This window comes from Clostridium algifaecis, from assembly GCF_017874415.1.
Lineage (GTDB): Bacteria > Bacillota > Clostridia > Clostridiales > Clostridiaceae > Clostridium_B > Clostridium_B algifaecis.
The window spans coordinates 1-23,151 of the sequence record NZ_JAGGLM010000004.1; the positions used below are offsets into that span (position 1 = coordinate 1).

General features: G+C 27.6%; 27 protein-coding genes and 1 rRNA gene. 19 read left to right on the top strand and 9 right to left on the bottom strand.

All coding sequences use genetic code 11. The features are described 5' to 3' along the window. Positions 1-134: 134 nt before the first annotated feature. Positions 135-251, top strand: a 5S ribosomal RNA gene (gene rrf, locus J2Z42_RS04610). A gap of 121 nt (positions 252-372) precedes the next feature. Here the strand turns inward: rrf and J2Z42_RS04615 are convergent. The 3 genes from J2Z42_RS04615 to J2Z42_RS04625 all read right to left on the bottom strand — a co-directional run bounded on the left by J2Z42_RS04615 (position 373) and on the right by J2Z42_RS04625 (position 3,088). Beyond that, complete coding sequence (locus tag J2Z42_RS04615) at positions 373-1,095, bottom strand: NAD-dependent protein deacylase (RefSeq protein WP_209701308.1); 723 nt, start codon at positions 1,093-1,095, stop codon at positions 373-375. A 102-nt stretch (positions 1,096-1,197) separates the two neighbouring features. Continuing rightward, positions 1,198-2,133, bottom strand: coding sequence for a S66 peptidase family protein (locus J2Z42_RS04620; RefSeq protein ID WP_209701310.1), 936 nt, complete (start codon positions 2,131-2,133; stop codon positions 1,198-1,200). Between the two features lie 13 nt (positions 2,134-2,146). Continuing rightward, positions 2,147-3,088, bottom strand: coding sequence for a magnesium transporter CorA family protein (locus tag J2Z42_RS04625; protein WP_209701312.1), 942 nt, complete (start codon positions 3,086-3,088; stop codon positions 2,147-2,149). 369 nt (positions 3,089-3,457) lie between these two features. On the opposite strand from J2Z42_RS04625, the gene J2Z42_RS04630 reads away from it, so the two are divergent. From J2Z42_RS04630 to J2Z42_RS04690, 13 genes are all read left to right on the top strand, one after another. Next, on the top strand, positions 3,458-3,670 hold the full coding sequence (locus tag J2Z42_RS04630) for a sigma factor G inhibitor Gin (RefSeq protein ID WP_209701314.1): 213 nt from the start codon (positions 3,458-3,460) through the stop codon (positions 3,668-3,670). Further along, positions 3,649-5,073 carry an aminotransferase class I/II-fold pyridoxal phosphate-dependent enzyme gene (locus J2Z42_RS04635; RefSeq protein WP_209701316.1) on the top strand — a complete coding sequence of 475 codons (1,425 nt, stop codon included), beginning with the start codon at positions 3,649-3,651 and terminating at the stop codon, positions 5,071-5,073. The genes J2Z42_RS04630 and J2Z42_RS04635 overlap by 22 nt, the downstream gene beginning before the upstream one ends. 37 nt (positions 5,074-5,110) lie before the next feature. Next, positions 5,111-5,791, top strand: coding sequence for a dTMP kinase (locus J2Z42_RS04640; RefSeq protein WP_209701318.1), 681 nt, complete (start codon positions 5,111-5,113; stop codon positions 5,789-5,791). Between the two features lie 137 nt (positions 5,792-5,928). After that, on the top strand, positions 5,929-6,258 hold the full coding sequence (gene darA / locus J2Z42_RS04645) for a cyclic di-AMP receptor DarA (protein ID WP_209701320.1): 330 nt from the start codon (positions 5,929-5,931) through the stop codon (positions 6,256-6,258). Positions 6,259-6,273: 15 nt separating this feature from the next. Beyond that, on the top strand, positions 6,274-7,218 hold the full coding sequence (locus J2Z42_RS04650; RefSeq protein ID WP_209701322.1) for a DNA polymerase III subunit delta': 945 nt from the start codon (positions 6,274-6,276) through the stop codon (positions 7,216-7,218). Between the two features lie 7 nt (positions 7,219-7,225). Next, entirely contained in the window at positions 7,226-8,140 is a 915-nt protein-coding gene (locus J2Z42_RS04655) for a PSP1 domain-containing protein (RefSeq protein ID WP_209701324.1), read from the top strand. A gap of 13 nt (positions 8,141-8,153) precedes the next feature. Then, the gene (locus J2Z42_RS04660) at positions 8,154-8,357 is read left to right on the top strand and encodes a heavy-metal-associated domain-containing protein (RefSeq protein WP_209701326.1); all 204 of its coding nucleotides are present in this window, start codon (positions 8,154-8,156) and stop codon (positions 8,355-8,357) included. A gap of 86 nt (positions 8,358-8,443) precedes the next feature. Beyond that, the gene (gene fdxA / locus J2Z42_RS04665; RefSeq protein WP_209701328.1) at positions 8,444-8,617 is read left to right on the top strand and encodes a 4Fe-4S ferredoxin; all 174 of its coding nucleotides are present in this window, start codon (positions 8,444-8,446) and stop codon (positions 8,615-8,617) included. 218 nt (positions 8,618-8,835) lie between these two features. Further along, positions 8,836-9,630, top strand: a complete 795-nt coding sequence (locus J2Z42_RS04670; protein WP_209701330.1) for a flagellar motor protein — start codon at positions 8,836-8,838, stop codon at positions 9,628-9,630. Further along, positions 9,627-10,466 carry an OmpA/MotB family protein gene (locus tag J2Z42_RS04675; protein WP_209701332.1) on the top strand — a complete coding sequence of 280 codons (840 nt, stop codon included), beginning with the start codon at positions 9,627-9,629 and terminating at the stop codon, positions 10,464-10,466. The genes J2Z42_RS04670 and J2Z42_RS04675 overlap by 4 nt, the downstream gene beginning before the upstream one ends. Positions 10,467-10,621: 155 nt before the next feature. Further along, positions 10,622-11,389: a tRNA1(Val) (adenine(37)-N6)-methyltransferase gene (locus J2Z42_RS04680; protein ID WP_209701334.1), complete on the top strand. Its 768-nt coding sequence runs from the start codon at positions 10,622-10,624 to the stop codon at positions 11,387-11,389. Further along, positions 11,376-12,221: a 16S rRNA (cytidine(1402)-2'-O)-methyltransferase gene (rsmI, locus tag J2Z42_RS04685; RefSeq protein ID WP_209701336.1), complete on the top strand. Its 846-nt coding sequence runs from the start codon at positions 11,376-11,378 to the stop codon at positions 12,219-12,221. The genes J2Z42_RS04680 and rsmI overlap by 14 nt, the downstream gene beginning before the upstream one ends. A gap of 212 nt (positions 12,222-12,433) precedes the next feature. Next, complete coding sequence (locus tag J2Z42_RS04690) at positions 12,434-13,492, top strand: C40 family peptidase (protein WP_209701338.1); 1,059 nt, start codon at positions 12,434-12,436, stop codon at positions 13,490-13,492. Between the two features lie 68 nt (positions 13,493-13,560). On the opposite strand, the gene J2Z42_RS04695 is transcribed toward J2Z42_RS04690, so the two are convergent. Then, complete coding sequence (locus tag J2Z42_RS04695) at positions 13,561-13,806, bottom strand: AbrB/MazE/SpoVT family DNA-binding domain-containing protein (RefSeq protein WP_209701340.1); 246 nt, start codon at positions 13,804-13,806, stop codon at positions 13,561-13,563. A 410-nt stretch (positions 13,807-14,216) separates the two neighbouring features. Here J2Z42_RS04695 and J2Z42_RS04700 point away from each other — a divergent pair, with 410 nt between their 5' ends. After that, the gene (locus J2Z42_RS04700; RefSeq protein ID WP_209701342.1) at positions 14,217-15,581 is read left to right on the top strand and encodes a tRNA nucleotidyltransferase/poly(A) polymerase-related protein; all 1,365 of its coding nucleotides are present in this window, start codon (positions 14,217-14,219) and stop codon (positions 15,579-15,581) included. Between the two features lie 158 nt (positions 15,582-15,739). Here J2Z42_RS04700 and J2Z42_RS04705 read toward each other — a convergent pair whose 3' ends face one another. The 3 genes from J2Z42_RS04705 to J2Z42_RS04715 are packed head-to-tail and all read right to left on the bottom strand — an operon-like array spanning position 15,740 to position 17,660. Continuing rightward, a complete protein-coding gene (locus J2Z42_RS04705) occupies positions 15,740-16,393 on the bottom strand; it encodes a 3'-5' exonuclease family protein (protein WP_209701344.1) in 654 nt (217 codons plus the stop codon). Positions 16,394-16,401: 8 nt separating this feature from the next. Then, complete coding sequence (locus J2Z42_RS04710) at positions 16,402-17,052, bottom strand: PspA/IM30 family protein (protein WP_209701346.1); 651 nt, start codon at positions 17,050-17,052, stop codon at positions 16,402-16,404. A gap of 17 nt (positions 17,053-17,069) precedes the next feature. Further along, the gene (locus J2Z42_RS04715) at positions 17,070-17,660 is read right to left on the bottom strand and encodes a hypothetical protein (protein ID WP_209701348.1); all 591 of its coding nucleotides are present in this window, start codon (positions 17,658-17,660) and stop codon (positions 17,070-17,072) included. A gap of 377 nt (positions 17,661-18,037) precedes the next feature. Here J2Z42_RS04715 and J2Z42_RS04720 point away from each other — a divergent pair, with 377 nt between their 5' ends. After that, positions 18,038-18,616, top strand: a complete 579-nt coding sequence (locus tag J2Z42_RS04720; protein WP_439897314.1) for a DUF1836 domain-containing protein — start codon at positions 18,038-18,040, stop codon at positions 18,614-18,616. 8 nt (positions 18,617-18,624) lie between these two features. On the opposite strand, the gene ispF is transcribed toward J2Z42_RS04720, so the two are convergent. Then, the gene (gene ispF / locus J2Z42_RS04725; RefSeq protein WP_209701350.1) at positions 18,625-19,098 is read right to left on the bottom strand and encodes a 2-C-methyl-D-erythritol 2,4-cyclodiphosphate synthase; all 474 of its coding nucleotides are present in this window, start codon (positions 19,096-19,098) and stop codon (positions 18,625-18,627) included. Positions 19,099-19,229: 131 nt separating this feature from the next. After that, entirely contained in the window at positions 19,230-19,418 is a 189-nt protein-coding gene (locus tag J2Z42_RS04730) for a hypothetical protein (RefSeq protein WP_209701352.1), read from the bottom strand. Positions 19,419-20,098: 680 nt separating this feature from the next. Between J2Z42_RS04730 and J2Z42_RS04735 the strand changes: the two genes are divergently transcribed. Genes J2Z42_RS04735 through J2Z42_RS04745 form a run of 3 tightly spaced genes read left to right on the top strand, consistent with a single transcriptional unit; the run spans position 20,099 to position 23,140 of the window. Then, the gene (locus tag J2Z42_RS04735) at positions 20,099-21,007 is read left to right on the top strand and encodes a polysaccharide deacetylase family protein (protein ID WP_209701353.1); all 909 of its coding nucleotides are present in this window, start codon (positions 20,099-20,101) and stop codon (positions 21,005-21,007) included. A gap of 40 nt (positions 21,008-21,047) precedes the next feature. Further along, entirely contained in the window at positions 21,048-22,541 is a 1,494-nt protein-coding gene (locus J2Z42_RS04740; protein ID WP_209701355.1) for an N-acetylglucosaminidase, read from the top strand. Between the two features lie 38 nt (positions 22,542-22,579). After that, the gene (locus tag J2Z42_RS04745; RefSeq protein ID WP_209701357.1) at positions 22,580-23,140 is read left to right on the top strand and encodes a uracil-DNA glycosylase; all 561 of its coding nucleotides are present in this window, start codon (positions 22,580-22,582) and stop codon (positions 23,138-23,140) included. Positions 23,141-23,151 lie beyond the last annotated feature (11 nt).

A 23,151-nucleotide genomic window follows, 5' to 3' on the forward strand; every position in this document is an offset into this window, starting at 1 on the left:
GTTCAGCTGACTGATACTAATAGGCCGAGGGCTTGACCAATTAATTTATTTCTTACTGTGCAATTTTCAGAGAACAATGTTCTCTATATAAACATAAACTGATAGTAACGAGCCAAGGCTTTTACAAATCAGCATCTGGTGGTAATGACGTGAAGGTAACACTCCTTCCCATTCCGAACAGGCAGGTTAAGCTTCATTGTGCCGAAAGTACTGCAGGGGTGGCCCTGTGGAAGGTTAGGTAATCGCCAGGTTAGATGATTAAAGACGTTAAGTATTTTACTTAACGTCTTTAACTTTTTATATCAGTTTATTTATGGAAAATAGATAATTAAATTTTATAATTATCTATTGTATGTTTCCAATAAAAATAATTTATAAAATACTTTTAAGTACTTTCCCTATACTGTCATGAATTACTATATCAGCTTTATTATCATATTGAGTTGAAGCTTTATTTATAAGTACAAGATGACTGCCATTAAAATAATCGATAAGTCCAGCAGCAGGGTAGACAACTAATGACGTGCCGCCAACGATTAAAGTATCTGCGTTTTTTATATATTCAACAGAGCTGTTTAAAATATCCATATTCAGACTTTCTTCATATAGTACTACATCTGGTTTTACTATACCTCCACAATGATCACATTTTGGAACATTTGGACTATTTAATATGTAGTCTAAATCAAAAGATTTGCCGCATTTTGTACAGTGATTTCTGTGAATAGAACCGTGAAGTTCAAGTACATTTTTTGAGCCAGCTAACTGATGAAGTCCGTCTATATTTTGCGTTACAATAGCTTTTAATTTTTTCCGCTCTTCAAGTTTAGCAAGAGCATAATGGGCATCATTTGGTTTAGCATCTTTATATATCATTTTAGATCTGTAAAAATCAAAAAAATCTTCAGTATGTTTCATAAAGAAACTATGACTTAGCATAACTTCCGGAGGATAAGAAAAATTATTCTTAGTTTTGTACAAACCAGCTTCTGATCTAAAATCCGGTATATTAGATTCTGTTGAGACCCCAGCACCTCCAAAAAATACAATATTATTACTTGAATCCACAGCATTTTTTAATTTTTCATAACTCATATAAACACCTCTTATTTAAAATTATAGCATATGTAAAAGAGATTATATGAAAATATTATGTTTTCATACAATCATATAATAAAAGTAAATTGTAAATAAATATTATTTTACTACCGGTTCCAATACATGAATTGATTCTTTAGCGCAATCTAATTCTACCTGGGCACCAATTGGAATTGTTAATCTTGGATAGGAATGTCCACACTGGAAATTAACTAGAGTAGGCTTTCCAAGGCTAATTATTCTGTCTTTAAAAATTTCATCTAAAGTTAAACTTCGTCTATAATGAGGAAGTGTACAATCCTTGAATTGACCAAGTATTATTCCTGCACATTCCTGAAGTTTATTACTTAAAATAAGCTGGGTTAGCATTTTGTCAATTTGATAGGGCTCCTCACCTACATCTTCAATGAACAATATTTTATTTTTGGTGTTAATCTCATAAGGAGTTCCTATAGTACCTGAAATTAGAGATAAATTTCCGCCTATTAATATTCCTTTAGCTGAATCACCATTAAAATAAGTTGAGTTTCTAAAATATTCACATGATTTATTTTTAGAATTTTTTATAGTAAAAGGTTTATATCCACATGTTAATACATTTAAGAAGCCTTCTAAAGTAGTCTTGTCATGAAGATTTGAATTGCACATAGGAGAGTGAAAAGTTATAATGTTGCATTTTTCATATATATTATTAATTAGTGTAGTTATATCACTAAAGCCTGCAAATATTTTTGGATTATTTTTTATAATATTAAAATCTATAAAAGGTAATATTCTCATAGCACCATAACCACCACGTACACATAGAATCATATCTACATCGGTGTCTAAAAACATATCCATAAAGTCATATGCTCTATCTTTATCTTTTCCAGCTAAATAACCCCATTTATCATATATGTGTTTGCCTTCCTTTATGTTGAATCCAAGCTGTTTTAAAAAGTCTATACTTTCTTTAGTAGTCTCCCTGTCTAAAGGTCCTGAAGGAGAAATAAGCCCTATGGTATTGCCTTCTCTTAATCGCTTACCAAGCAAAATTATCACATCCTTAAAATAAATCTTTCTTTTTTAAAAACATAATACAGAATACACATATTACAGCTGTGATTCCATAAACTATCATAAATCCATTGATATTTTTGGAAAATGGTATTCCATTAAGGTTCATACCAAAAGATCCAAATATGATATTAGGTATGGACATTACTATGGTTATAGATGCTAAAAGTTTCATTACTATATTTAAATTATTTGATATTAATGAACCAAAAGCATCCATAGTACCATTTAAAATATTACTGTATATATTTGTCATCTCAATAGCTTGCTTGTTTTCTATTATAACATCTTCGAGTATATCCTGGTCCTCAGGATACTTTTTAAGCAATTCTAATTTTAACATTTTTTCAAGAGTTATTTCATTTGCTTTTAAAGACGTAGAAAAATATACTAATGATTTTTCAAGAGAAAAAAGTTGAATGAATTCTTTATTTCTAATGGATCTTTGAAGCTTTTGTTCTATCATTACACTTTTTTTATCTATCTGTCTCAAGTATATAAGATAGTATATAGATATTCTATAAAGTATTTGAAGAATAAACCTCGAACGTTTGAAAGTATAGAAGGATTTAATTTTTCTATCTATGAAATCTATTAGTATTTTACTATTTTTTAAGCATACAGTTATTATAATAGAGTCAGTATGGATTATTGCAAGAGGATAAGAATCATAAGTTAGAGAATTATCTTCCATTTCTGTAAAAGGTATGTCTACTATTACCAATAAATTTTCATCTTCTGCATCTATACGGGATGTTTCCTCTTCATCAAGAGCAGCTTTTAGAAAATCCATAGGAACTCCAACTTTTTTTGATATCAATAATAGATCTTCATCTGAGGGTGCCACGATATTTATCCAGCATCCATGTTCTATAGTATCTATGGCCTCAAGTCTACCTGATTCATCTATAGTTTTATAAATTGAGAGCATTTAGTTTCCTCCTATGTAAAAGTAATATATCAATAATAACAATACTAATTCTATCATATTTATATTATAACTTATATTATATATTTGTGAATATGTAAATTATTTATAAGAATATAACAAACTAATAATATAAAATGAATATAATATTATTAGAGGAAAATTGATTTAAGTAAGAATATATGTAAATTAACATTTAAACTATTATAAGGAGAGATGGATATTGTAAAATAAATGGGAAATAACCCTACAGATTAAACATGATTGTACTTAATAAGAAAATTATAGTAAACATGAATATTATTTTTTTTAGAGGCAATAATTTTAATAAATAATTTATTGAATTAAGTGATTAATTTTTAGGGGGATATTATGAATAAAATACATTGTATTATATGTGGAAAAACTTTAAGTAATGGTATAATAATATATAATAAGGGAATTTGTAAATGCTGTGAAAAAAGATTAATGGATTTAAAATTAGATACTGATTTTTATAAATATTATAAAAAATGTATAAAAAGATCTATAGTTCCTTTAATCATAAGAGGAGAGGAAAGGAATTGTCAGAATTACCACTTTTAGAGGGAGTCTTAAAATATATTAAGGAGAAAAATATATCCTTTTGTATGCCAGGACACAAGATGGGCAGAGGTTTTAATAGTACTCAAATTGGAAGAGAATTTTTGAAAAATATATTGAAATTTGATATTACCGAGGTGGACGGTGTTGATAATCTTCATAACCAGACTGGTATAATTTTAGAGGCTAGTGAGCGTCTTGCAAATTTTTATGGTAGTAAAAAGTCTTATTTTTTGATCAATGGAAGTACATCCGGTAATATGATAATGATATTTGCAAGCTTAAATGAGGGCGAAAAGGTAATAGTTGAGAGAAATTGCCATAGCTCTATATTAAATGCCTTGATTATGAGAAAACTTGTTCCTGTATATATAGAAAATACTATAAGCAGTAAATTAAATGCTCCTGGTGTTTTGAATCTGGAGCATTTTTTACAGGTTATAGAAGAAAATAAAGATGCGAAAGCTATAATTGTAACTTATCCAGATTACTATGGTATATGCAGTAATTTAGAATTTGTAATTAAAACTGCAAAAAAATATAATATGAAAGTACTTGTGGATTCTGCACATGGAGCACATTTTGGAGTTTGTAGTGATTTACCTAAAAATGCGGTGGAGCTTGGCGCAGATATGGTAGTTATGAGTTCACATAAGACATTGCCAAGTGTTACGCAGACTTCATATCTTCATGTGAATAAATCTTCTTATATTGACAAAGCAGATTTTTACTTTAATATATTTTTAAGTACAAGTCCTTCATATATACAGCTTTGTTCTATGGATTATGCTAGATTTTATCTTGAAGAATATGGGAAAAGAGATTACGAAAAGCTTATTTCTATAGCAGAAAATTATAGAAATAAAATTAATTCTTTAGGGAATATGAAAATATTAGATAGAAGCTATATCAAGAATTTAGATTATGCTATGGATATAGATTTAACGCGATATGTTATAAATCTGAAGAAAGGTTACAGTGGCAATTTATTACTCAAATATTTAAGACAAAATAAAATACAGGCAGAGATGAGTGACAGCTCGAATGTTGTTTTGATTTTTTCTCCATTTAATGAGGAATATGAATTTAAAAAGTTATATGAAGTATTAAAAAGATGTCCTGTAGAAAAAATAAAAAGTGAATATATACCTACTATAGCTTATGGAATACCTAAAATGGAAATATTACCTTTTCAAGCTGTTTTTAAAGAAAAGGAAGTTATAAATTTAGATAATTCTGCTGGAAGAATTTGTGGAAAAACTATAATACCATATCCACCTGGTATTCCAATAGTATGTCCTGGAGAAAAAATTGATTCTGATATTTTAGAAACTATAAGATATTATAAATATAATAGATCAGAACTAATTGGAGTAAAGGATAATACTATAGAAGTTATAAAATAGTTTATTATATAAGGCTTAATGGTCAGGAGGAAAAAGTATGGCGGGAAAATTATTTGTAATAGAGAGTGGATCTGATGGAAGCGGAAAGGCTACTCAATCTAAAATGTTATTTGATAGATTATTAAATGAAAACTATAATGTAAAAAAAATAGAGTTTCCTAATTATAAAAGTAAATCTTCTGAATTAGTAAAAATGTATTTGAATGGAGATTTTGGTGATGACCCTGAAGATGTAAATGCGTATGCTGCATCTACATTTTATGCAGTAGATAGATTTGCATCATATAAGATGGAGTGGGGCGAATTCTATAAAAATGGAGGAATTATCATAGCAGATAGGTATACTACTTCAAATATGGTACATCAGGCATCTAAAATAAATGATAATGAAAAGAGAAATGAATTTTTAGACTGGATTTTTCAGTTGGAATATAAATTGTATGGCCTCCCACAACCAGATTGTGTTATATTTTTGGATATGCCGCCTGAATATAGTAACAAGCTTATTATAAATAGAGCAAATAAGTTTACAGGAAATGATAAAAAAGATATACATGAAAGAAATTATGAATACTTAAAACAATGTTATAATAATTCACTTTACGTTGCCAAGAAATACAATTGGAATAAAATAAATTGCATAGACGATAATAGGATTAAGACAATAGAGGAAATACATAGACATATATATGATATAGTTAAAAGGCAATTAAATTAGAAGGTATATTTTTTAGTGCTAGTATACAATAGCATACAAAATTATGTTAAAATTACATTAATATAAATTATATTGAATTTAAGTATTTAATATTTTCTGATAGTTTACCATAAGGAGTCATAAAGGAGGAGTGTTTTATGAAACTTATTATAGCTATTGTTCAAGATGATGATGCTAATGATTTAATTGAAAAATTAACTGATGATGGATTTAGAGTTACTAAGCTTGCTACAACTGGAGGTTTTCTAAAATCGGGAAATACTACTTTAATGATAGGTGTGAAAGAAGAAAATATTGAGAAAGTGATAAATAGTATAGAGGAAATATGTAAAACAAGAGACCAGACTATAACGACTCCTTCAACAGTTGCAGGAACTACTGGAATATATATGCCCTATCCTGTAGACATAGAAGTGGGTGGAGCAACTATTTTTGTGGTTGATGTTGATAAATTTATTAAGATTTAACAGGAGGAAGTTCAGTTGAGTTTTAATAATATAATAGGTCATGAAAAAATAAATAATAGGATACTTAGAGCTATAAGATTAGATAAATTTCCAAACTCTCATATTATCGTGGGAGAAGATGGAATAGGTAAGAGTATCATTGCCAGGGAAATGGCAGCAGCAATATTGGGAAAAAATGAAATTAGACAGTGTACTGACATTTTAGAATACAAATTAAGTAAAAATAAAAAATCAATTGGCATAGACGAAATTAAAAGTATAATAGAAGAAACAAATAAAAAACCTTACGAGGGAAATAAGAAAGTAGTTATAGTTTATAATTCAGAAAGTATGACAGAGGCTGCTCAAAATGCATTCTTAAAAACTATAGAAGAACCTTCAAATGGTGTATATATAATTTTACTATGTGAAAAATTAGATAATATTTTAGATACAATACGATCAAGATGTGAAGTGCATAAATTAAATAGACTAAAAGATGATGAAATGGACAAATTTTTAGACTACAAATTTCCAAGTTTATCTTATGAAGATAAAAAAGCTGTTATATCATTTAGTGATGGAATACCAGGAAGAGCTGAAAAGTTTATAGAAGATTCATCATTACATGATATAAGAAATATTACTATAGAATTATTGAAAAAATCACAGGAAGAAAATATACAGTTTATATTTAAATATGAGGATTTCTTATTTAAACATAAGGAAGAATGGGATGAGATATTAACCTGTATTTTATCTTATATAAGAGACGTTTTTATATATAAAGAGACCGGACAAAAAAATTTGCTTATAAATAGTGATAAATTTAACGACATAAAGCTCATAGGAGAAATGTTCTCATTCAATAAATTGAATATTATTATTAATATCATAAAAATTACGAGAAAAAAGTTAAAAAATAATGTAAATGTGAAACTGGTTTTTGATGATATGTTGCTGAAAATGCAGGAGGTATAGAATAAATATGATAACGGTTATAGGTGTGCGCTTTAAAAAGGCTGGCAAAATATATTATTTTTCACCAGACAATTTAGATATAAAGAAAAATACAAGTGTTATAGTAGAAACAGCTAGAGGGGTAGAAATTGGGGAATGTGTTATAGAATCTAAACAGATAAAGGAGGAAGATATTGTTGCTCCTTTAAAAAATGTTCTTAGAATTGCTACAGAAGATGATCTAAAAAAGTTTGAAGAAAATAAAGCAAAGGAAAAAGAAGCTTTTTCTATATGTGTGAATAAAATAGAACAGCATAATTTAAAAATGAAACTTATAGATGTAGAATATACTTTTGATAATAATAAAGTGATTTTTTATTTTACTGCGGATGGAAGAGTTGACTTTAGAGAGCTTGTAAAAGATCTAGCTTCTATATTTAGAACAAGGATAGAACTTAGACAAATAGGAGTTAGAGATGAGGCTAAGATGATAGGTGGGCTTGGCTCATGTGGAAGAGCTATGTGTTGTTCTACGTTCTTAGGAGATTTTGCACCTGTTTCAATAAAAATGGCAAAAGAACAGAATCTATCACTTAATCCTACAAAAATATCAGGAATCTGTGGAAGGCTTATGTGCTGTTTAAATTATGAACAGGACATTTATGAAAAAATAAGAAAAGAACTGCCTAAAGTACAATCTATTGTTAATACACCTTATGGGAAGGGTGAAGTTTTAAGTAATTCTGTGGTTGAAGAAAATGTTAAAGTAAAGATAAAAAATAAGGAAGGTGAAGATATTATAAAAAAAGTTTCTATTAATGATGTAGAAATGATTTCAGGAAGTTATGAAGGCAGTATAAGTGAAAATGAAATTAATTTAGATGTAGAAAATAATAATACAGAAGATGTGGATATGATTAAGAAATTATTTAAGGAAGAATAGGGAGGAATCTCATATGAAATCTGTGCTTAAAATTTCTAATATGCGTACTTTTGAGGATATAAACAAAATAAGAAAAGTAATTTCAAGTAATCAAGGGGTAGTAGCTTGTCAAATAAATGCTGAAAAAGGGGAAGTAAGTGTAGTATATGATGATTATTTTGTAACAAATGATATAATAGTACAATCACTTGAAGATTTAGGATATGCAGTATTTTAAATTTACCTTTTAAAATCTGGACAAGTATGATAAAATATCAACGAAAGATATTTTATTATTCAATTTTGTAAGGAGGGGTTTTAGATATGGCATATAAAATTAGTGATGCATGTGTAAGTTGTGGAGCTTGTGCTTCAGAGTGTCCAGTAGAGGCAATAAGCCAGGGAGATACTCAGTTCGTTATAGATGAAAATACTTGCATTGATTGTGGAAACTGCGCTAATGTTTGTCCAGTAGGAGCACCAGCTCAACAGGACTAATTTAAGTTATTAAAAAGGCTGCCAGGAGGTAGTCTTTTTAATTTATTAAAAAAATAGTATGATATGTTAAAAATTTAACTATATTATATTGTTAAAAATATAATAAATAAAGGTATTATATAAAGAGTACAAGATTTTACACGAATAATTAATATATAGCATAATAGTGTTTTTACTAGTTGAAATTTAGAATTAAATTAACTATATGGAGGAAAAAAATGGATATATCTGTTATTATATTTATGATTTTTGGTATTTTTGCAGTAACAGCTGGTTTTGTAATGGATGGAGGACATATTGCGGCACTTGCTGGTGGTGCAGCAGCTGTAATAGTTTTTGGAGGAACAAGTGGTGCTGTTGGTTTGTCATTTCCTATAGATGTAATAAAGAGAATACCTAAAGTATTTAAGGTAGTTCTTAATCCTAGAAAAACAGATTTGGCAGCTCTAATTTTATATTTTAAAGATGTATCCTATAAAACCAGAAAAAATGGATTATTGAGTTTGGAAGGTGAAATATCAAATGATCCTAATTTGGATCCTTTTATAAAAAAGGGACTCCAACTTGTAGTTGATGGTGTAGATCCTCAAGCTGTAAGAGATATACTGGAATTGGAACTTGAATCTACATCTGAAAGGCATAAAGAAGGAGCAAGCGTATTTGAAAGTGCTGGTGGATATGCTCCTACTATGGGTATTATAGGTACAGTTATGGGAATGGTACATATTTTAGGAAGTCTTACAGATACAGCAAGTCTTGGTGGAAAAATAGGAAGTGCATTCTTAGCTACGTTATATGGTATTGGATCTGCGAACTTATTATGGCTTCCAATAGGAAACAGGCTGAAAGAGCAGGATGCGAAAGAAGTTAAAGAAAAAACACTTATAGTTGAAGCAATACTGTATATTCAGGAAGGAATAAATCCTAATACTATAGCTGAGAAATTAAAAGGATTTTTGAATAAGCAGGAATTATTAAAATTTGAAGGAATGGATGGGAAGGCTGAATTATGAAGAAAAAAAATAAGAAACCTGATGAAGGTCCAAGTGCAGAAAGATGGATGCTTAGTTATGCCGATTTTATGACACTTCTTATGATATTTTTTGTAGTTATGTATGCTATGAGTCAGGTAGATCAAACTAAATATAATCAACTTTCTCAATCATTAAGTATAGCAATGGGTGGGGGAAAGACAGTAATCGGAGCAGATAATACTTCGAGTGTTAAGGATAACGTTAAGGAAATACAAGATATTCAACAACAAAATCAATCTCAGGGAGAGGCGAAAGTTGAAGCTAATAATCTTAAACAGTTAAAAAAGCAGGTGGATCAATATTTAAATAAGAATGGATTAAGTAATGGTGTAAGCACTAAAGTAGACGAAAGAGGACTTGTAGTTAGCATAAATAATACTTTATTTTTTGATACGGGAAAAGCTGAAATAAAACCTGATATTCAGACTAAGTTAATAGGTATAGGTAAGATAGTGAATCAACTTGGAAATTCCATAAGGGTTGAGGGACATACAGATAATGTTCCTATAAGTAATAGTTCTTATCAGTCTAATTGGCAATTATCGACTATTAGAGCTTCTAATGTTACTCAGTTTTTACAGGATAAAGTTGGTGTTAATCCGGAAAAACTTACATCTGTAGGTTATGGACAATATAGACCAGTTGCTGATAACTCAACAGAAGCAAATAGAGCTAAGAATAGGCGTGTTGATATAATTATAGAAAGCAGTAAATTTAATGAAATTGAGCATGGTAGTAGTAATAGCAGTAATACTTCTCAAAATCAGACACAAACTTTAGATCAACAAAAAGTACAACAATCCACTAAACATTAATTACTGCAAAATTTTATAATTTAATTAATCTATAAATCCCTTATTTTGATTGGGGATTTTATTTTTATCTAATATTTGACAACCCATTTTATTTAAATTAAAATTAACATTAATGTGTAGATATATAAAATAATTTTATGAGAGAGGATACTTAATTGAAATTAGAATTGGTGGAAGATGACGAAACATTAGATGATTTACAACTAAATGGAGTATATATTATACAGAAAAAAAAATCTTTTAGGTTTGGAGTAGATGCGGTTTTGCTTGCAAATTTTGCTAAGGTAAAACCTAAAATGAGTGTGATTGATTTGTGCAGTGGTACAGGAATAATTCCATTTATAATAGGTGCAAAAACAAAGGCATCTCATATAACTGGAATAGAAATTCAAGAAGATATGACTGATATGGCAGAGCGGTCAACAGTTTTCAATGATATGGAGCAAAGACTTAAATTTATTAATAGAGATTTATGTGATTTGAAATTTCTAAAGAGTTTACCTAAAGTTGATGTAGTGACGGTAAATCCTCCATATAAATTGAAAAACTCTGGAATTGTAAATGAAAATGATAAAAATGCAATAGCAAGGCATGAAATATGCTGTACTTTGGAAGATGTTATAAAAGCTGCGAAGGTTTTATTAAAAGATAATGGAAAGTTATATATGATTCACAGACCTGATAGACTTGTTGATATAATGTGTACTATGAGAAAATATAGTATAGAACCAAAGTTTATAAAAATGGTTCATCCATATATTAATAAAGCACCAAATATGATACTTATAGAAGGACAAAATAATGGAAAACAATTTTTAAAGTGGGATAAGCCACTTTATATTCATGACGAGTATGGTGGATATACTGAAGAAATAGACAGGATATATGGTAGAGATAGAAGGGATAATGATGGAAATAGGTAAACTTTTTTTAGTTCCAACACCAATAGGAAATTTGAAGGATATAACTTTAAGAGCATTGGAAGTTTTGAAAAATGTTGATCTTATAGCAGCAGAGGACACAAGACACAGTTTAAAACTTTTAAATCATTTTAATATAAAAAAGCCCATTGTAAGTTATCATAAGTTTAATGAAAATGAAAAAAGTTATAATTTAATAGAAAAACTTAAGCAGGGAAAGAATATAGCAGTATTAAGTGATGCAGGTACTCCAGGTATTTCTGATCCTGGTAGTGTTATAGTAAGAAGATGTATTGATGATGGTATAGATTTTGAAGTACTTACAGGAGCTACTGCTGTAACTACAGCACTTGTTTATTCAGGACTTAGTACTGATGCTTTTACTTTTATAGGATTTTTGCCAAGAGAAAATAAAGATAAGAAAAATATTTTACAAATATTAAAGAATAGAACAGAAACATTAATATTTTATGAAGCACCACATAGGTTAAAAGAAACATTAAAACATTTAAAAGATACTTTTGGGAATAGAAATATATCTGTATGTAGGGAGCTTACAAAAATACATGAGGAAATATTGAGATTTACCATAGAGGAAGCTATAAATTATTATGAGGATAAAAATGCAAGAGGTGAATTTGTTCTTGTAGTTAGCGGTAAAACTAAAGAAGATATTATGAGAGAAAAAGAAAAAAAGTGGGAAAATATAACTATTGAGAAGCACATAGAAATGTATATGAATGAAGGATTTAGTAAAAAAGAGTCTGTTAAAAAAGTATCAAAAGATAGAAATTTAACTAAATCTGAAGTTTATAAACATTCAATAGGCTTATAAAAATAAATTAGTTTGTTGATTTATTGGAAAAAATATTCCTTAAGACTTGTGTTAATTTTAACTTTAATGTTATAATAAAAAAAGTAACTAAAAATATGATTTAATTAAAATCATATTTAGTTATCATATATCAATAAGAATAGCTTTACATTTAGTATATTATTAATAAGCTACTATTATTGTTAATTATTTAAATATGGGAGGTATGAATATTGAATAGAAAAACTATGTCTGTTGCGATAGCCTTAACGCTAGCTTTAACAACTAGTGGTAGTGTTCTGGCTTCACCAAGTAGTACAAGCTTGGATAGTATTAAGCAGCAGAAGCAGGATTTACAAGTGAAAGTTGAGAAACTAGATACTCAAATATCACAAGTAATGAGTCAAATTGACAAAAATAAAAAGGATATTAAAACTGTATCCAGTAATATTGATAATAATAAAAAGAAATTAGAGGAATCTCAAAATAACATACAAAAACAGCAAGTACTCTTTAATCAAAGAGCAAAGGCTATGTACATAAATGGAGTAGATAGTTATATAGGTGTAATATTGAATTCAAATAGCTTAACTGATCTTATATCAAGAATAGATACTGTAAAAAGAGTAATGGGTTCAGATCAGGAAGTTATAAATGATTTAAAAGATAAGCAAGAACAATTAGCATTACAAAAACAAAAATTAAATAGTGATAATAATAAGCTTCAGTCTCTTAAAACAGATAATGAAAGTAAATTGGCCAAGCTTAATAGTGATAAATCAAGTGAAAAAAATTTAATTGCAGATTTGGATAAGAAAGAACAAACTATTGCAGCTACTTCAACAAACAGTTCGGATAATAGCAAAGTTATAGCAGCAGCAAATGATGTTCAAAAAATTAGAAATGAGGCACCATCAATATCAAGAGGCGGTTCAGCAGCTGCGGCGTCTTCAAGTTCAATAGTAGCGTATGCATCTAATTTTTTAGGTGTTCCTTATGTTTGGGGCGGGACGTCTCCATCTGGATTTGACTGCTCTGGATTGGTACAGTATGTATATGCTCACTTTGGAATTTCACTTCCACGAACTTCTCAGGAACAACAATGTGTAGGTACAGCTGTATCTAGAGAAAATCTTCAGCCAGGTGATTTGGTGTTTTTTGGTTCACCTGCATATCATGTAGGAATATATGTAGGTAATGGATCATATATTAATGCACCTAAAACAGGTGATGTGGTTAAAATTGCATCAGTAGATAGATCTGATTTTAGCGGTGGAAGAAGAGTTAAATAAGAAAAGTAAAAATACTAGTATAAAAATAGAACCAATAAATATATTATTGGTTCTATTTTTTATAGAGTTTAGCGTCCTTCTCTTAGCTCATTTAAGCAGTTTTTACAGATATTTTTTCCCCTGTAATTTACTACATCTCTTGCATCACCACAGAATATACATGCAGGTTCATATTTTTTTAGTATGATTTGTTCGCCATCTACATATATTTCTAGAGCATCTTTTTCAGCAATATCTAAAGTCCTTCTTAATTCTATAGGAATTACAATTCTCCCTAGCTCGTCTACTCTTCTTACAACACCTGTTGATTTCATTTGTTTTCCTCCCTTAATTCCACAATTCGACATAACTACAATTAAATAATAGCAAAAATTACATTAAAAGTCAACGAATTTTAATGTAATTTTTACATGGTTAATATTAAATTCCATATAATATAAATGTATTAAAAATAAATATACAAGCTATTATATGTTTATTTAAGCTTATTGCATATGAAACCCAGTAAAATCAGTGCTTGTCATTAAAAAATTTTTTTTGATAACAATGCAATTAAATGAATATTAAATTTCTCATATTCATTTAAATAAAAAAGGAATTAAGTGGGTAATTTAAAATATATGTCGAAATTATGTCGAATATTTGATTAAGCAAAATAAATTATTTTACTTATAATTATTTTATGGTATGTATATGGTAAAATAATTATGAAGTAGGTGATATATTGAATTATGTAAAAAAATTTATTAGAGATTTAAGCAAAATGGAAGGAAATATATATTTGGTTGGAGGATATATAAGAGATAAATTAATAAATCCTAAAATCCAACCAGAAGATGCAGATTTTATATATGATGGAGACATTGTTAGCCTTATAAAGAATTTAAATCAGATAGGATATAAATTTTTTCCTATAAAAAAAGAAATTGATATATATAGATGCATGATTGGGAACAACACTATAGATATTTCTAAAATTAATGGAAAAAATATAGTTGAAGATTTAAAAGAAAGAGATTTTACTGTAAATGCTATATGCATGAAACTTGGAGAAAACAAAATAATAGATCCTTTTGATGGAAGAAAAGCATTAAAAAACAGAATAATTAAAATGGTAACAATGGATAGTTTAAATAATGATCCTATTAGAATCTTAAGGGCAATAAGGATATATATAAGTTATGGAATGCATTTCAATCTTGATACAGAAAATATGATTGAAAAATCAGCATATAAGCTTAAAAATGCACCAAAGGAAAGAGTACTTTCCGAACTTATGCTTATAATAAAAAAAGATGAGCAGGGAAACGCATTTGAAATATTAGATACATTTTCCATATTGAAAAATTTAATTCCATATGTACAAGAATTAAAAACTGTAGGCAAATGTAAATATCATATAGAAGATGTATTTACTCATAGTAATTTGACTTATAAGGTTTTCAAAGATGTGATAAAAAAAAGAATAGTAATAAAAAAACTTGATTATAGTATATTTGATGTTGGTTTTGGAAAATTCACTATGAAAGAATATGCTGCTTTTGCATGTTTTGTTCATGATATAGGTAAATATAAAGCTTATAAAAAGGAAAATAATAAAGTTAGTTTTTTAGGACATGAAGAAATCGGAGCAGATATATGTAAAAATATATGCAATAATTTAAAATTTCCTAAAAAGGCCTCCAAATTTATAGAGACTGTCGTGGGAGCACACATGTATCCTTTGTATTTATTCAAAAATAATAGAGAGAATAAAGAGGCGTATTTTGAATTTTTTTATAAGTATAATGAATTTGCAATGGAAATAATTTTAATTTCATTTTGTGATAATTATGCCACAAGAATACTTTTAGATGAAGAAAATGAAAAAGAAGAATATAGTAAATTCATTGAAGATATGTTTTCAGAATATAAAATTTATGTTGACATAAGAAAAAATAAACTTATAGATGGAAATGATATTATAAATATTTTGGGAAATAAGGGGCCTCTGATGACTGATATTATTAAAGATATATATAAACTTATATATACAGGAAAGATAAAGACCAGAGAAGAAAGTATACAATATATAAATAAGTTGAAATAAAAGTTATTAACAATAGTGAATTAAATTGAACAATATTTTATTAACAATGTTGATAAGTATTGTTCGATACTTATGATTAACAGGGTTAATGTGTATAAGTTATGCACAGAAAATGTTGATAACTTGTTATTTTCTGTGCATAAGTATGGACAAACTAATTAGTTATCCACACTTTGAAAAGTAGATACTATAAAATCAAATTCATCTTCGTTGGTTATTTCCCCATAGTTATCTTCTGAAATTCCAGGATAATAATATAATATAAATTTTTCTTTTGTAATTATATCTTGAATTATTATATATTTTTTATTAAGCTGTGCATTTTGGAGAGTAGCAATTACTGTGTAGTTACTATTTTCACCTGTTTTATTATTTGTAAGCTGCAAGTTAAAGTTATCATGCTTTGTTATATTAATAGTTACTTTATCACAATGAATAATATTGGAATCGGATTTACAACCTAGGCAACTATCGAATTTACAATCTGATGTACAATTTAGACATTGACATGTACTGCATTTTTCAAGTTGATTTAATGATTCCAAATTATCACTTTTGTAAGTTTTTAATAAAGATATATATTTATCTCCTTTGAATTTATTAAAAAAACCACTGTGTTTAATTTCAGACTGAGCAGACTCAATTAATTCTATATATTTTTTCAAAGTATCAATTTTAGGCATATACTTTCGCCTGTTTAATATTTCATTATCTAGAAAAGGAGATACATTATCTATAGCATAGTTTATATCTACAAATATTTTGCCATAATGAGACTTTTCTTCATTTACAAATTCATCAAACTTACTCATAACAACACCTAATTTTGTTTATATTTTTTCAATTCTTCATCTAAATTTACTTCATTTAATTTTTCAAATTCTTTATCAAGAGTATCATCTTGTTTTAAATCACCTAGTCCTTCAGCTAGAGATTCTTTTTTCTCAATTTTTCTCTCTATATCATCTAGATTTATTTTATTACTTCCAGTGTTTACATCTGCAAGGATTTCATTTACTTTTTTACTTGCTTCAGCATTATTATACCTTGCAGCAGCTTCATCTCTATAGGTTCTGGTTTTCTGAATTTCTTCTTCAAGTTCTTTTAATTTTTCTTTTATTGTTTCAGCTTTAACACGTGCATCTTTATAGCTTTTTTCCAAAGAGTTATAGGTTTTATCAGCATCTAATTTTCTTTCTAGTGCTTTTTTAGCCAATTCTTCGTTGCCTTTACTTAATGCTAATTTTACTTTGCTGTCGAATTCCACAGAAGTATTTTTTGCATTTTGCATTTTCTTCTCAATTTCATGAACATTGCCAAGTATTTGTGCAGAAGATATTTTAGCTTTATTTAGGCTTTCTTCCATATCTCTTAATTTTTGATCTAATAATTCTATAGGATTTTCAATTTCATCTAATGAATTATTTACCTTTGCTCTGAAAATATTTGATACTCTTTTAATGAACCCCATTTTATACTCCTCCTTAATTATCTTCTTCTAAATTTATTTATTCTGTTAATTATAAATATTATGATTAACAGAAGCAATACAAATTTTATAAATCCCCAAAAAAAACGTGATAAAAGACTGGTATGCCCATAGTTACCTAAACCATAACTGTGCCAAAAGGGTATAGGGATTGGTATAGGAAAGAACGAACGTTTAGTACTGCTATTATTGTTATAACTTTGGTTACCATTGCTATTGTTACTGCTGTTATTAGATTTTGAATCGGATTTTGGTGAATTAGAAAAACTTCCTGATTTAAAATCTCCACTTGAACTACTACCTGAGCTATTTTTGTTGTAATTACTTTTGTATTCTGATTTAGGTTGTGAAAAATTTCCTGATTTAAAACTGCCTCCTCCAGAGCTTGCACTGTGAAAGGAGCTGCCACTGGAGGAATGTGATGAAAAACCTCCAGATCTGAAACTTATTAATGAAGTTTTAGCATATACTGTGTTTATATTAGTATCGAACAAATTATTAGCTAAAGTTGGTATAGTTGCATTTACAATTAAAAATAAAAAAATAATAAATAATGCTGTGATTCTTTGTTTCTTATTTATTGTAACCACCACCCCTTAATAAAATCTATCTTTACTATATAGTAACATAATATTTATACTAAGGAAGAATAATAACTTTAGATTACTGTTTTAACTATGTATAAATTATAATAATATAATAAGTTATTTAATACTGTATTACAAGTACTAAAATAGTCTATTTTAAGATATAATAAACTATTTATCACTATATTTTAACATATAGCTAGTTCTAGGTCATCATTATGCCTTGTTTTTTAAATTAATAATATACATATAATTTAAAAGATATGTGATAATTACCTTGTAAAGGGGTTATAAATAACCTATAATATTAGTATAGAAAATAAATATTGATACTGTAGGTTATTCTGGAGGGAAGAAGTTTGAAAGAAAATCAATTTAATATGGAGTATGTAAAACAAACAGCAGAGGAAATATCAGAAAACACAATAGTACCTTATGAAGATTTGCCTAGATATGATTTGTTTTTATCTCAGGTTATAGATTATTTAAATGATAAATTTTCAGAAGAAAAGTACACAAATAACATAGTTCAAAATTATGTTAAGAATGAAGTTATATCCAAACCTGAAAATGGGAAAAAAAGAGGATATACAAAAGATCACCTGGTCCAGTTAGTTCTATTGAGTTATATGAGACCATTATTATCTACAGATGAAATAAAAAAGGTATTTAAATTAGCTTTTAATGAGATAAACAATGGAGAAGATGACATAATATCATGGGAAGAAGCATATAAGATATTTTCTGATATACAAAAGGATAGTTTTCAAAAATTAATCACTAAAGAATTTTTTGATGAAAAAAAATTAAAAGATACAATTAAAGGCATGAAATTGAAATCTGAAAAAGAAGAAGAAAGAATAATGTTGTTTTTTATAGTCATGTCTTTAATATGCCAGGCAAGTGGAATAAAAAAATTAGTACAGAATATAGTTAACAATTATGATAAGAAAATATGACTATTTAATTAAGCCTTTTCTAACAGGCATACACTTTTAGCTGCTATGCCTTCTTTTTTACCTGTAAAACCTAAACCTTCTTCAGTGGTTGCTTTTACACTAACTAAATCTATATCTGTATTTAAGGTTTTAGATATAGCTTCTCTCATTTTATGAATATAAGGTGATAGTTTTGGACTTTGAGAAACTATTATAGAATCTATATTTCCTATTTTATAACCTTTTTTAAGTATAATATTATTTACATAATGCAATAGTTTGATACTTGATATATCTTTATATTTTGGATCAGTATCAGGAAAAAGTTTTCCTATATCGCCTAATGCTAAAGCACCTAATAGACTATCTATTATTGCATGGATGAGTACATCTGCATCTGAATGACCTAGAAGACCCTTTTCAAAAGGTACTTTTATACCACCTAAAATAAGATCTCTTCCTTCTACCAATTTATGTACATCATAACCTATTCCAATTCGCATATTAATATTAACCTCCACATATGTTTTAGTCTTTAAATTACATATAAAATTATACAGTTAATTAAGCATACATACAAGTATGGAAATAAAAGGAATTTATTTTATAAAAAAAGGTGCTTTTAAAATGCACCTTAAGATATATATTTCGAATAATTAATTATTTTTTTATCTGGTTCGTTATTAGTCTGTTTTGAGTAAGTATCATTTGTAGAGCTAAATACAGTTTTAAAAAAATTTTTTATTAAAATTAATAAATTAGTTTTTTTTAATTTCCTTTTTTTGTTTTTTAAAAAATCTACTTTGATAACGTTATCTTTCATAATTAGCCCCACCTTTCTTTTAATTGATTAATTAAATAATATCATATTTTTGTAAAATTGTTAATGAAATAGCAATAAATATTCTTCCCAAAAAATATTAATATTATAAATATTTTTTAAAAATTTTATAATATTAATATAGATTAAATAAAGATGAATACAGCACAAAATTAATATAGTTAATTTTGTGCTGTAGGGATGAAAAAAGGTATATTTTTATCAATAAATGATAATTTTTGGTAAATAGGCTATAGTACATTTTTACTAAGGTAATATATTATATGAAAAGTAAGCTTAAATTGTTACTAGATAAGTTATAAACATATTATAAACAATCATGTTGATAATGTGGATATATAAGTGGAGAATATTATGTTTATAATGATAAAAAATAAAATATTAACCGAAAATTACAATATTAATGTATATTGCACAAGTTATGCACAGGTAATATGTTGATAATGTGCATAACTTTATATAGAAAATTACTTTTAGATATACAAGATGTATATGTGAGATTGTTATTAAGGTTAAATATAAGTAATATAATAAAAAATTAAGTATCTATTGTGTATAGAAATAGCTTAAAATACAAATAATACAAATTAGAAATAAATTCTTATACTATTATGAAATTTAATTTAAAGCATTATATAGATTATATGGAAAGAAGCTAAGATATGAATAAGAAAAGTCTAAAAATTTTAATCGTTTCCTTAATGACTTTTATAATATTTTTTGGAATATATAATATTAAAAAAATTAAATCTTTAAGAACTTCAAACAACCTTAGTTATAATGAAAATTATAAATCAAATATTAAATATGAAAATGAGAATTCAATAGAAAAAGTAAAAGCAAACAAAATAACTAAAGACAGGCAATTTGCAGGCGATATAATATATAATACTAGCTATGTGCCTGTGCTTATGTATCATTCGATTGATTATGAAAAGGGAAATGAACTTAGAGTGCCAAAAGAGTTATTTAAAAAGCATATGCAGTATTTAAAAGATAATGGATATACGACAATTACTATTAATGAGCTTTATAAGTTTATTAATGATAATAAACCTATACCCAGAAAATCTGTAGTTATAACTTTTGATGATGGTTATAAAGACAACTATATAAATGCATATCCTATACTTAAAGAATTTGGATTTAAAGCTACTATATTTGTAATTACTAGCAATATAGATAAAGATAAAAGATGTTTAAATTCTGATGAAATAAAAGAGATGAGTAAAAATGGCATAGATATTGAAAGTCATACGGTTAATCATGACAAACTTAATGAATTAAGTTATAATAAACAATTGCAGACATTAAAAAATTCTAAAGGTTTCCTGGAAGGAATTTTAAATAAAAAAGTAGAATATATAGCATATCCATATGGATTATATAATGTAGATACTTTAAATGCAGTAAAAACTGCCGGATATAAATTAGCCTTTGTTACCAAGAGCGGCTGGTGTATTAAGAATCAGGGAATTTATACACTTCATAGAGTTTATATAAGTGCCAATCATACGGTGAATGAATTTAAAAGAAGGTTAACAAATCCTGAATATTATAAATCCAAATAATATGTGGACTGATTTTTTATTATTATGGGGGGAAAAGATATTGAATAAACGAATAAAAACATTACTTTTAACTATAGCATTTTCTTTTACAATTTTTCAATTTAAAGTAAATGCAGCCACTTCTCTAAATACACCTAGAATAAATATAGATTCAAATAAGGAATGGACTGTTAAATTTAATAATACATTAAATGCAAGTACGGTTAATAGCAGTAATATAACTGTTGTAGATGAAGATAATAATAATATACCTGTAAGTGTAACATTAGGAAAAGATGAAACTACTGTGTTCGTAAGTCCTAAAGTTTCAGGTTATGATCCGGGAGAAAATTATTATTTAATTGTAGGTAAAGGTGTTAAATCTGCTTTAAATCAAGAACTTACAAGTCCTGTTAAATTGAAATTTACAATTGGGAATAAATATTCTGATGGTACGAGCTATTCAGATTTGCCTAATATAGTTTCTAATAAATTTAAGTATCAGCCTTTGTTGTCTTCTCAAAAGCAGGGATTTATTTTAAGTTCTACAGGTGGACAAGACGTACAGTATAGAATATTTGTAACAGCTAATAACCCTTCTGATAAAGAAGACTTTCAAGATATGACAGGTGGATATATATCTTCTAAAAATGGTGAAATAACTTGTAATAAGACTTTAAGTGCTGGGACTGAAGGACAAAAATATAAGGCAATTATATATATAAAAAGAGCTGGTACTGAAGGAGCACATAGAGATATAAATACTGATTATGATAATTATTTCGTGGATTATTTTAGATGTGTAGATAAATTGGATGTTCAGGATTCAAGTTATTACAAAGATTATGATATTTCATTATTGGATATTGCAGATACTCAATTGAAAACTGCTCCTGTATTTGTAGAAACTAATGCTTTTAATAATTCGGCAAGTTCAAATCAAATAAAATATTATTTGGACCCAGATAATTTTCTGGATGGGTATGGGAAATACCAATTTTTGAAGCTTAATTATTCTGATGGAATAACAGCTGATAGTTTGAATACTTTCCTTCAGGATAAAGGAATATTTAAAGACTGTGGACAAACATTTATTGATGCAGCAAAGGATAATAATATAAGTGTAAGTTATTTGGTTTCCCATGCTATGCTTGAAACGGGAAATGGTACTTCGATTTTGGCAAATGGAGGAACAAAGGATAGCAATGGAAATTATATTTATGGTAAGCCAGTATATAATTTTTTTGGAATAGGTGCAGTAGATAGTGATCCTAATGGAGCAGGCACTAAAAAAGCATATGATGAAGGTTGGTTTACTATAAAAGATGGAATAGAAGGAGGGGCTAGTTGGATTGCAAGTAAATATATAAATAATCCTACTTATAAGCAGGATACTGTATATAAAATGAGGTGGAATCCAGATAAACCGGGAGAACATGAGTATGCAACAGATATATCATGGGCATATAAGCAAATTTCCAATATAATGAATGGAATAGAGAGCTTATCTTCTTCTGGTGAGACTTTGAATTTCGAAATACCTAGATATAAATAATAAGTTTATATGCAAAAATTAATCGGGGTGAATATAACGTGCTTAGGTGGAAAGAATTATATGAAGAGTGCTTAAATTGTCATAAATGTTCATTAGGTGAAAAAAGAACAAATATGGTTTTTGGAGATGGAAATTCTAAAGCGGATATTATATTTATAGGAGAAGCACCAGGAGCAGATGAGGATAGAACTGGCATCCCTTTTGTTGGCAGAGCAGGTCAGCTTTTAACGAAATATCTACAGGATATTAATCTTTATAGAAATAAAGATTATTACATATGCAATATATGCAAATGCAGACCTGAAAAAAACAGAACTCCTTATGAGGATGAAGCTAAAGCTTGTATACAATATTTAAGAAATCAAGTTGCACTTGTAAAGCCTAAAATTATAGTATGTTTGGGAGCAACAGCCATGAGATATATTCTTGGTTCAGATTGGAGAATTACAAGAGACAGGGGCAAATGGGTTGAAAAAAAAGGATTTTATATGACAGCTACTTTTCATCCTTCAGCAATACTTAGAGACCCAAGCAAAAATGAACCATTTTTAGAAGATTTAAAAGCTATAAATGAAAAATACAAAGAAATTTCTAAATAAGATATTGACAT

Excerpts from the sequence above, each read along its gene's own strand:
- J2Z42_RS04615 (WP_209701308.1), bottom strand. The coding sequence starts at position 1,095 with ATGAGTTATGAAAAATTAAAAAATGCTGTGGATTCAAGTAATAATATT.
- J2Z42_RS04655 (WP_209701324.1), top strand. The coding sequence starts at position 7,226 with ATGATAACGGTTATAGGTGTGCGCTTTAAAAAGGCTGGCAAAATATAT.
- fdxA (WP_209701328.1), top strand. The coding sequence starts at position 8,444 with ATGGCATATAAAATTAGTGATGCATGTGTAAGTTGTGGAGCTTGTGCT.
- J2Z42_RS04660 (WP_209701326.1), top strand. The coding sequence starts at position 8,154 with ATGAAATCTGTGCTTAAAATTTCTAATATGCGTACTTTTGAGGATATA.
- darA (WP_209701320.1), top strand. The coding sequence starts at position 5,929 with ATGAAACTTATTATAGCTATTGTTCAAGATGATGATGCTAATGATTTA.
- J2Z42_RS04730 (WP_209701352.1), bottom strand. The coding sequence starts at position 19,418 with ATGAAAGATAACGTTATCAAAGTAGATTTTTTAAAAAACAAAAAAAGG.
- J2Z42_RS04710 (WP_209701346.1), bottom strand. The coding sequence starts at position 17,052 with ATGGGGTTCATTAAAAGAGTATCAAATATTTTCAGAGCAAAGGTAAAT.
- J2Z42_RS04695 (WP_209701340.1), bottom strand. The coding sequence starts at position 13,806 with ATGAAATCAACAGGTGTTGTAAGAAGAGTAGACGAGCTAGGGAGAATT.
- J2Z42_RS04625 (WP_209701312.1), bottom strand. The coding sequence starts at position 3,088 with ATGCTCTCAATTTATAAAACTATAGATGAATCAGGTAGACTTGAGGCC.
- J2Z42_RS04630 (WP_209701314.1), top strand. The coding sequence starts at position 3,458 with ATGAATAAAATACATTGTATTATATGTGGAAAAACTTTAAGTAATGGT.
- J2Z42_RS04670 (WP_209701330.1), top strand. The coding sequence starts at position 8,836 with ATGGATATATCTGTTATTATATTTATGATTTTTGGTATTTTTGCAGTA.
- ispF (WP_209701350.1), bottom strand. The coding sequence starts at position 19,098 with ATGCGAATTGGAATAGGTTATGATGTACATAAATTGGTAGAAGGAAGA.
- rsmI (WP_209701336.1), top strand. The coding sequence starts at position 11,376 with ATGGAAATAGGTAAACTTTTTTTAGTTCCAACACCAATAGGAAATTTG.
- J2Z42_RS04735 (WP_209701353.1), top strand. The coding sequence starts at position 20,099 with ATGAATAAGAAAAGTCTAAAAATTTTAATCGTTTCCTTAATGACTTTT.
- J2Z42_RS04720 (WP_439897314.1), top strand. The coding sequence starts at position 18,038 with ATGGAGTATGTAAAACAAACAGCAGAGGAAATATCAGAAAACACAATA.
- J2Z42_RS04640 (WP_209701318.1), top strand. The coding sequence starts at position 5,111 with ATGGCGGGAAAATTATTTGTAATAGAGAGTGGATCTGATGGAAGCGGA.
- J2Z42_RS04675 (WP_209701332.1), top strand. The coding sequence starts at position 9,627 with ATGAAGAAAAAAAATAAGAAACCTGATGAAGGTCCAAGTGCAGAAAGA.
- J2Z42_RS04705 (WP_209701344.1), bottom strand. The coding sequence starts at position 16,393 with ATGAGTAAGTTTGATGAATTTGTAAATGAAGAAAAGTCTCATTATGGC.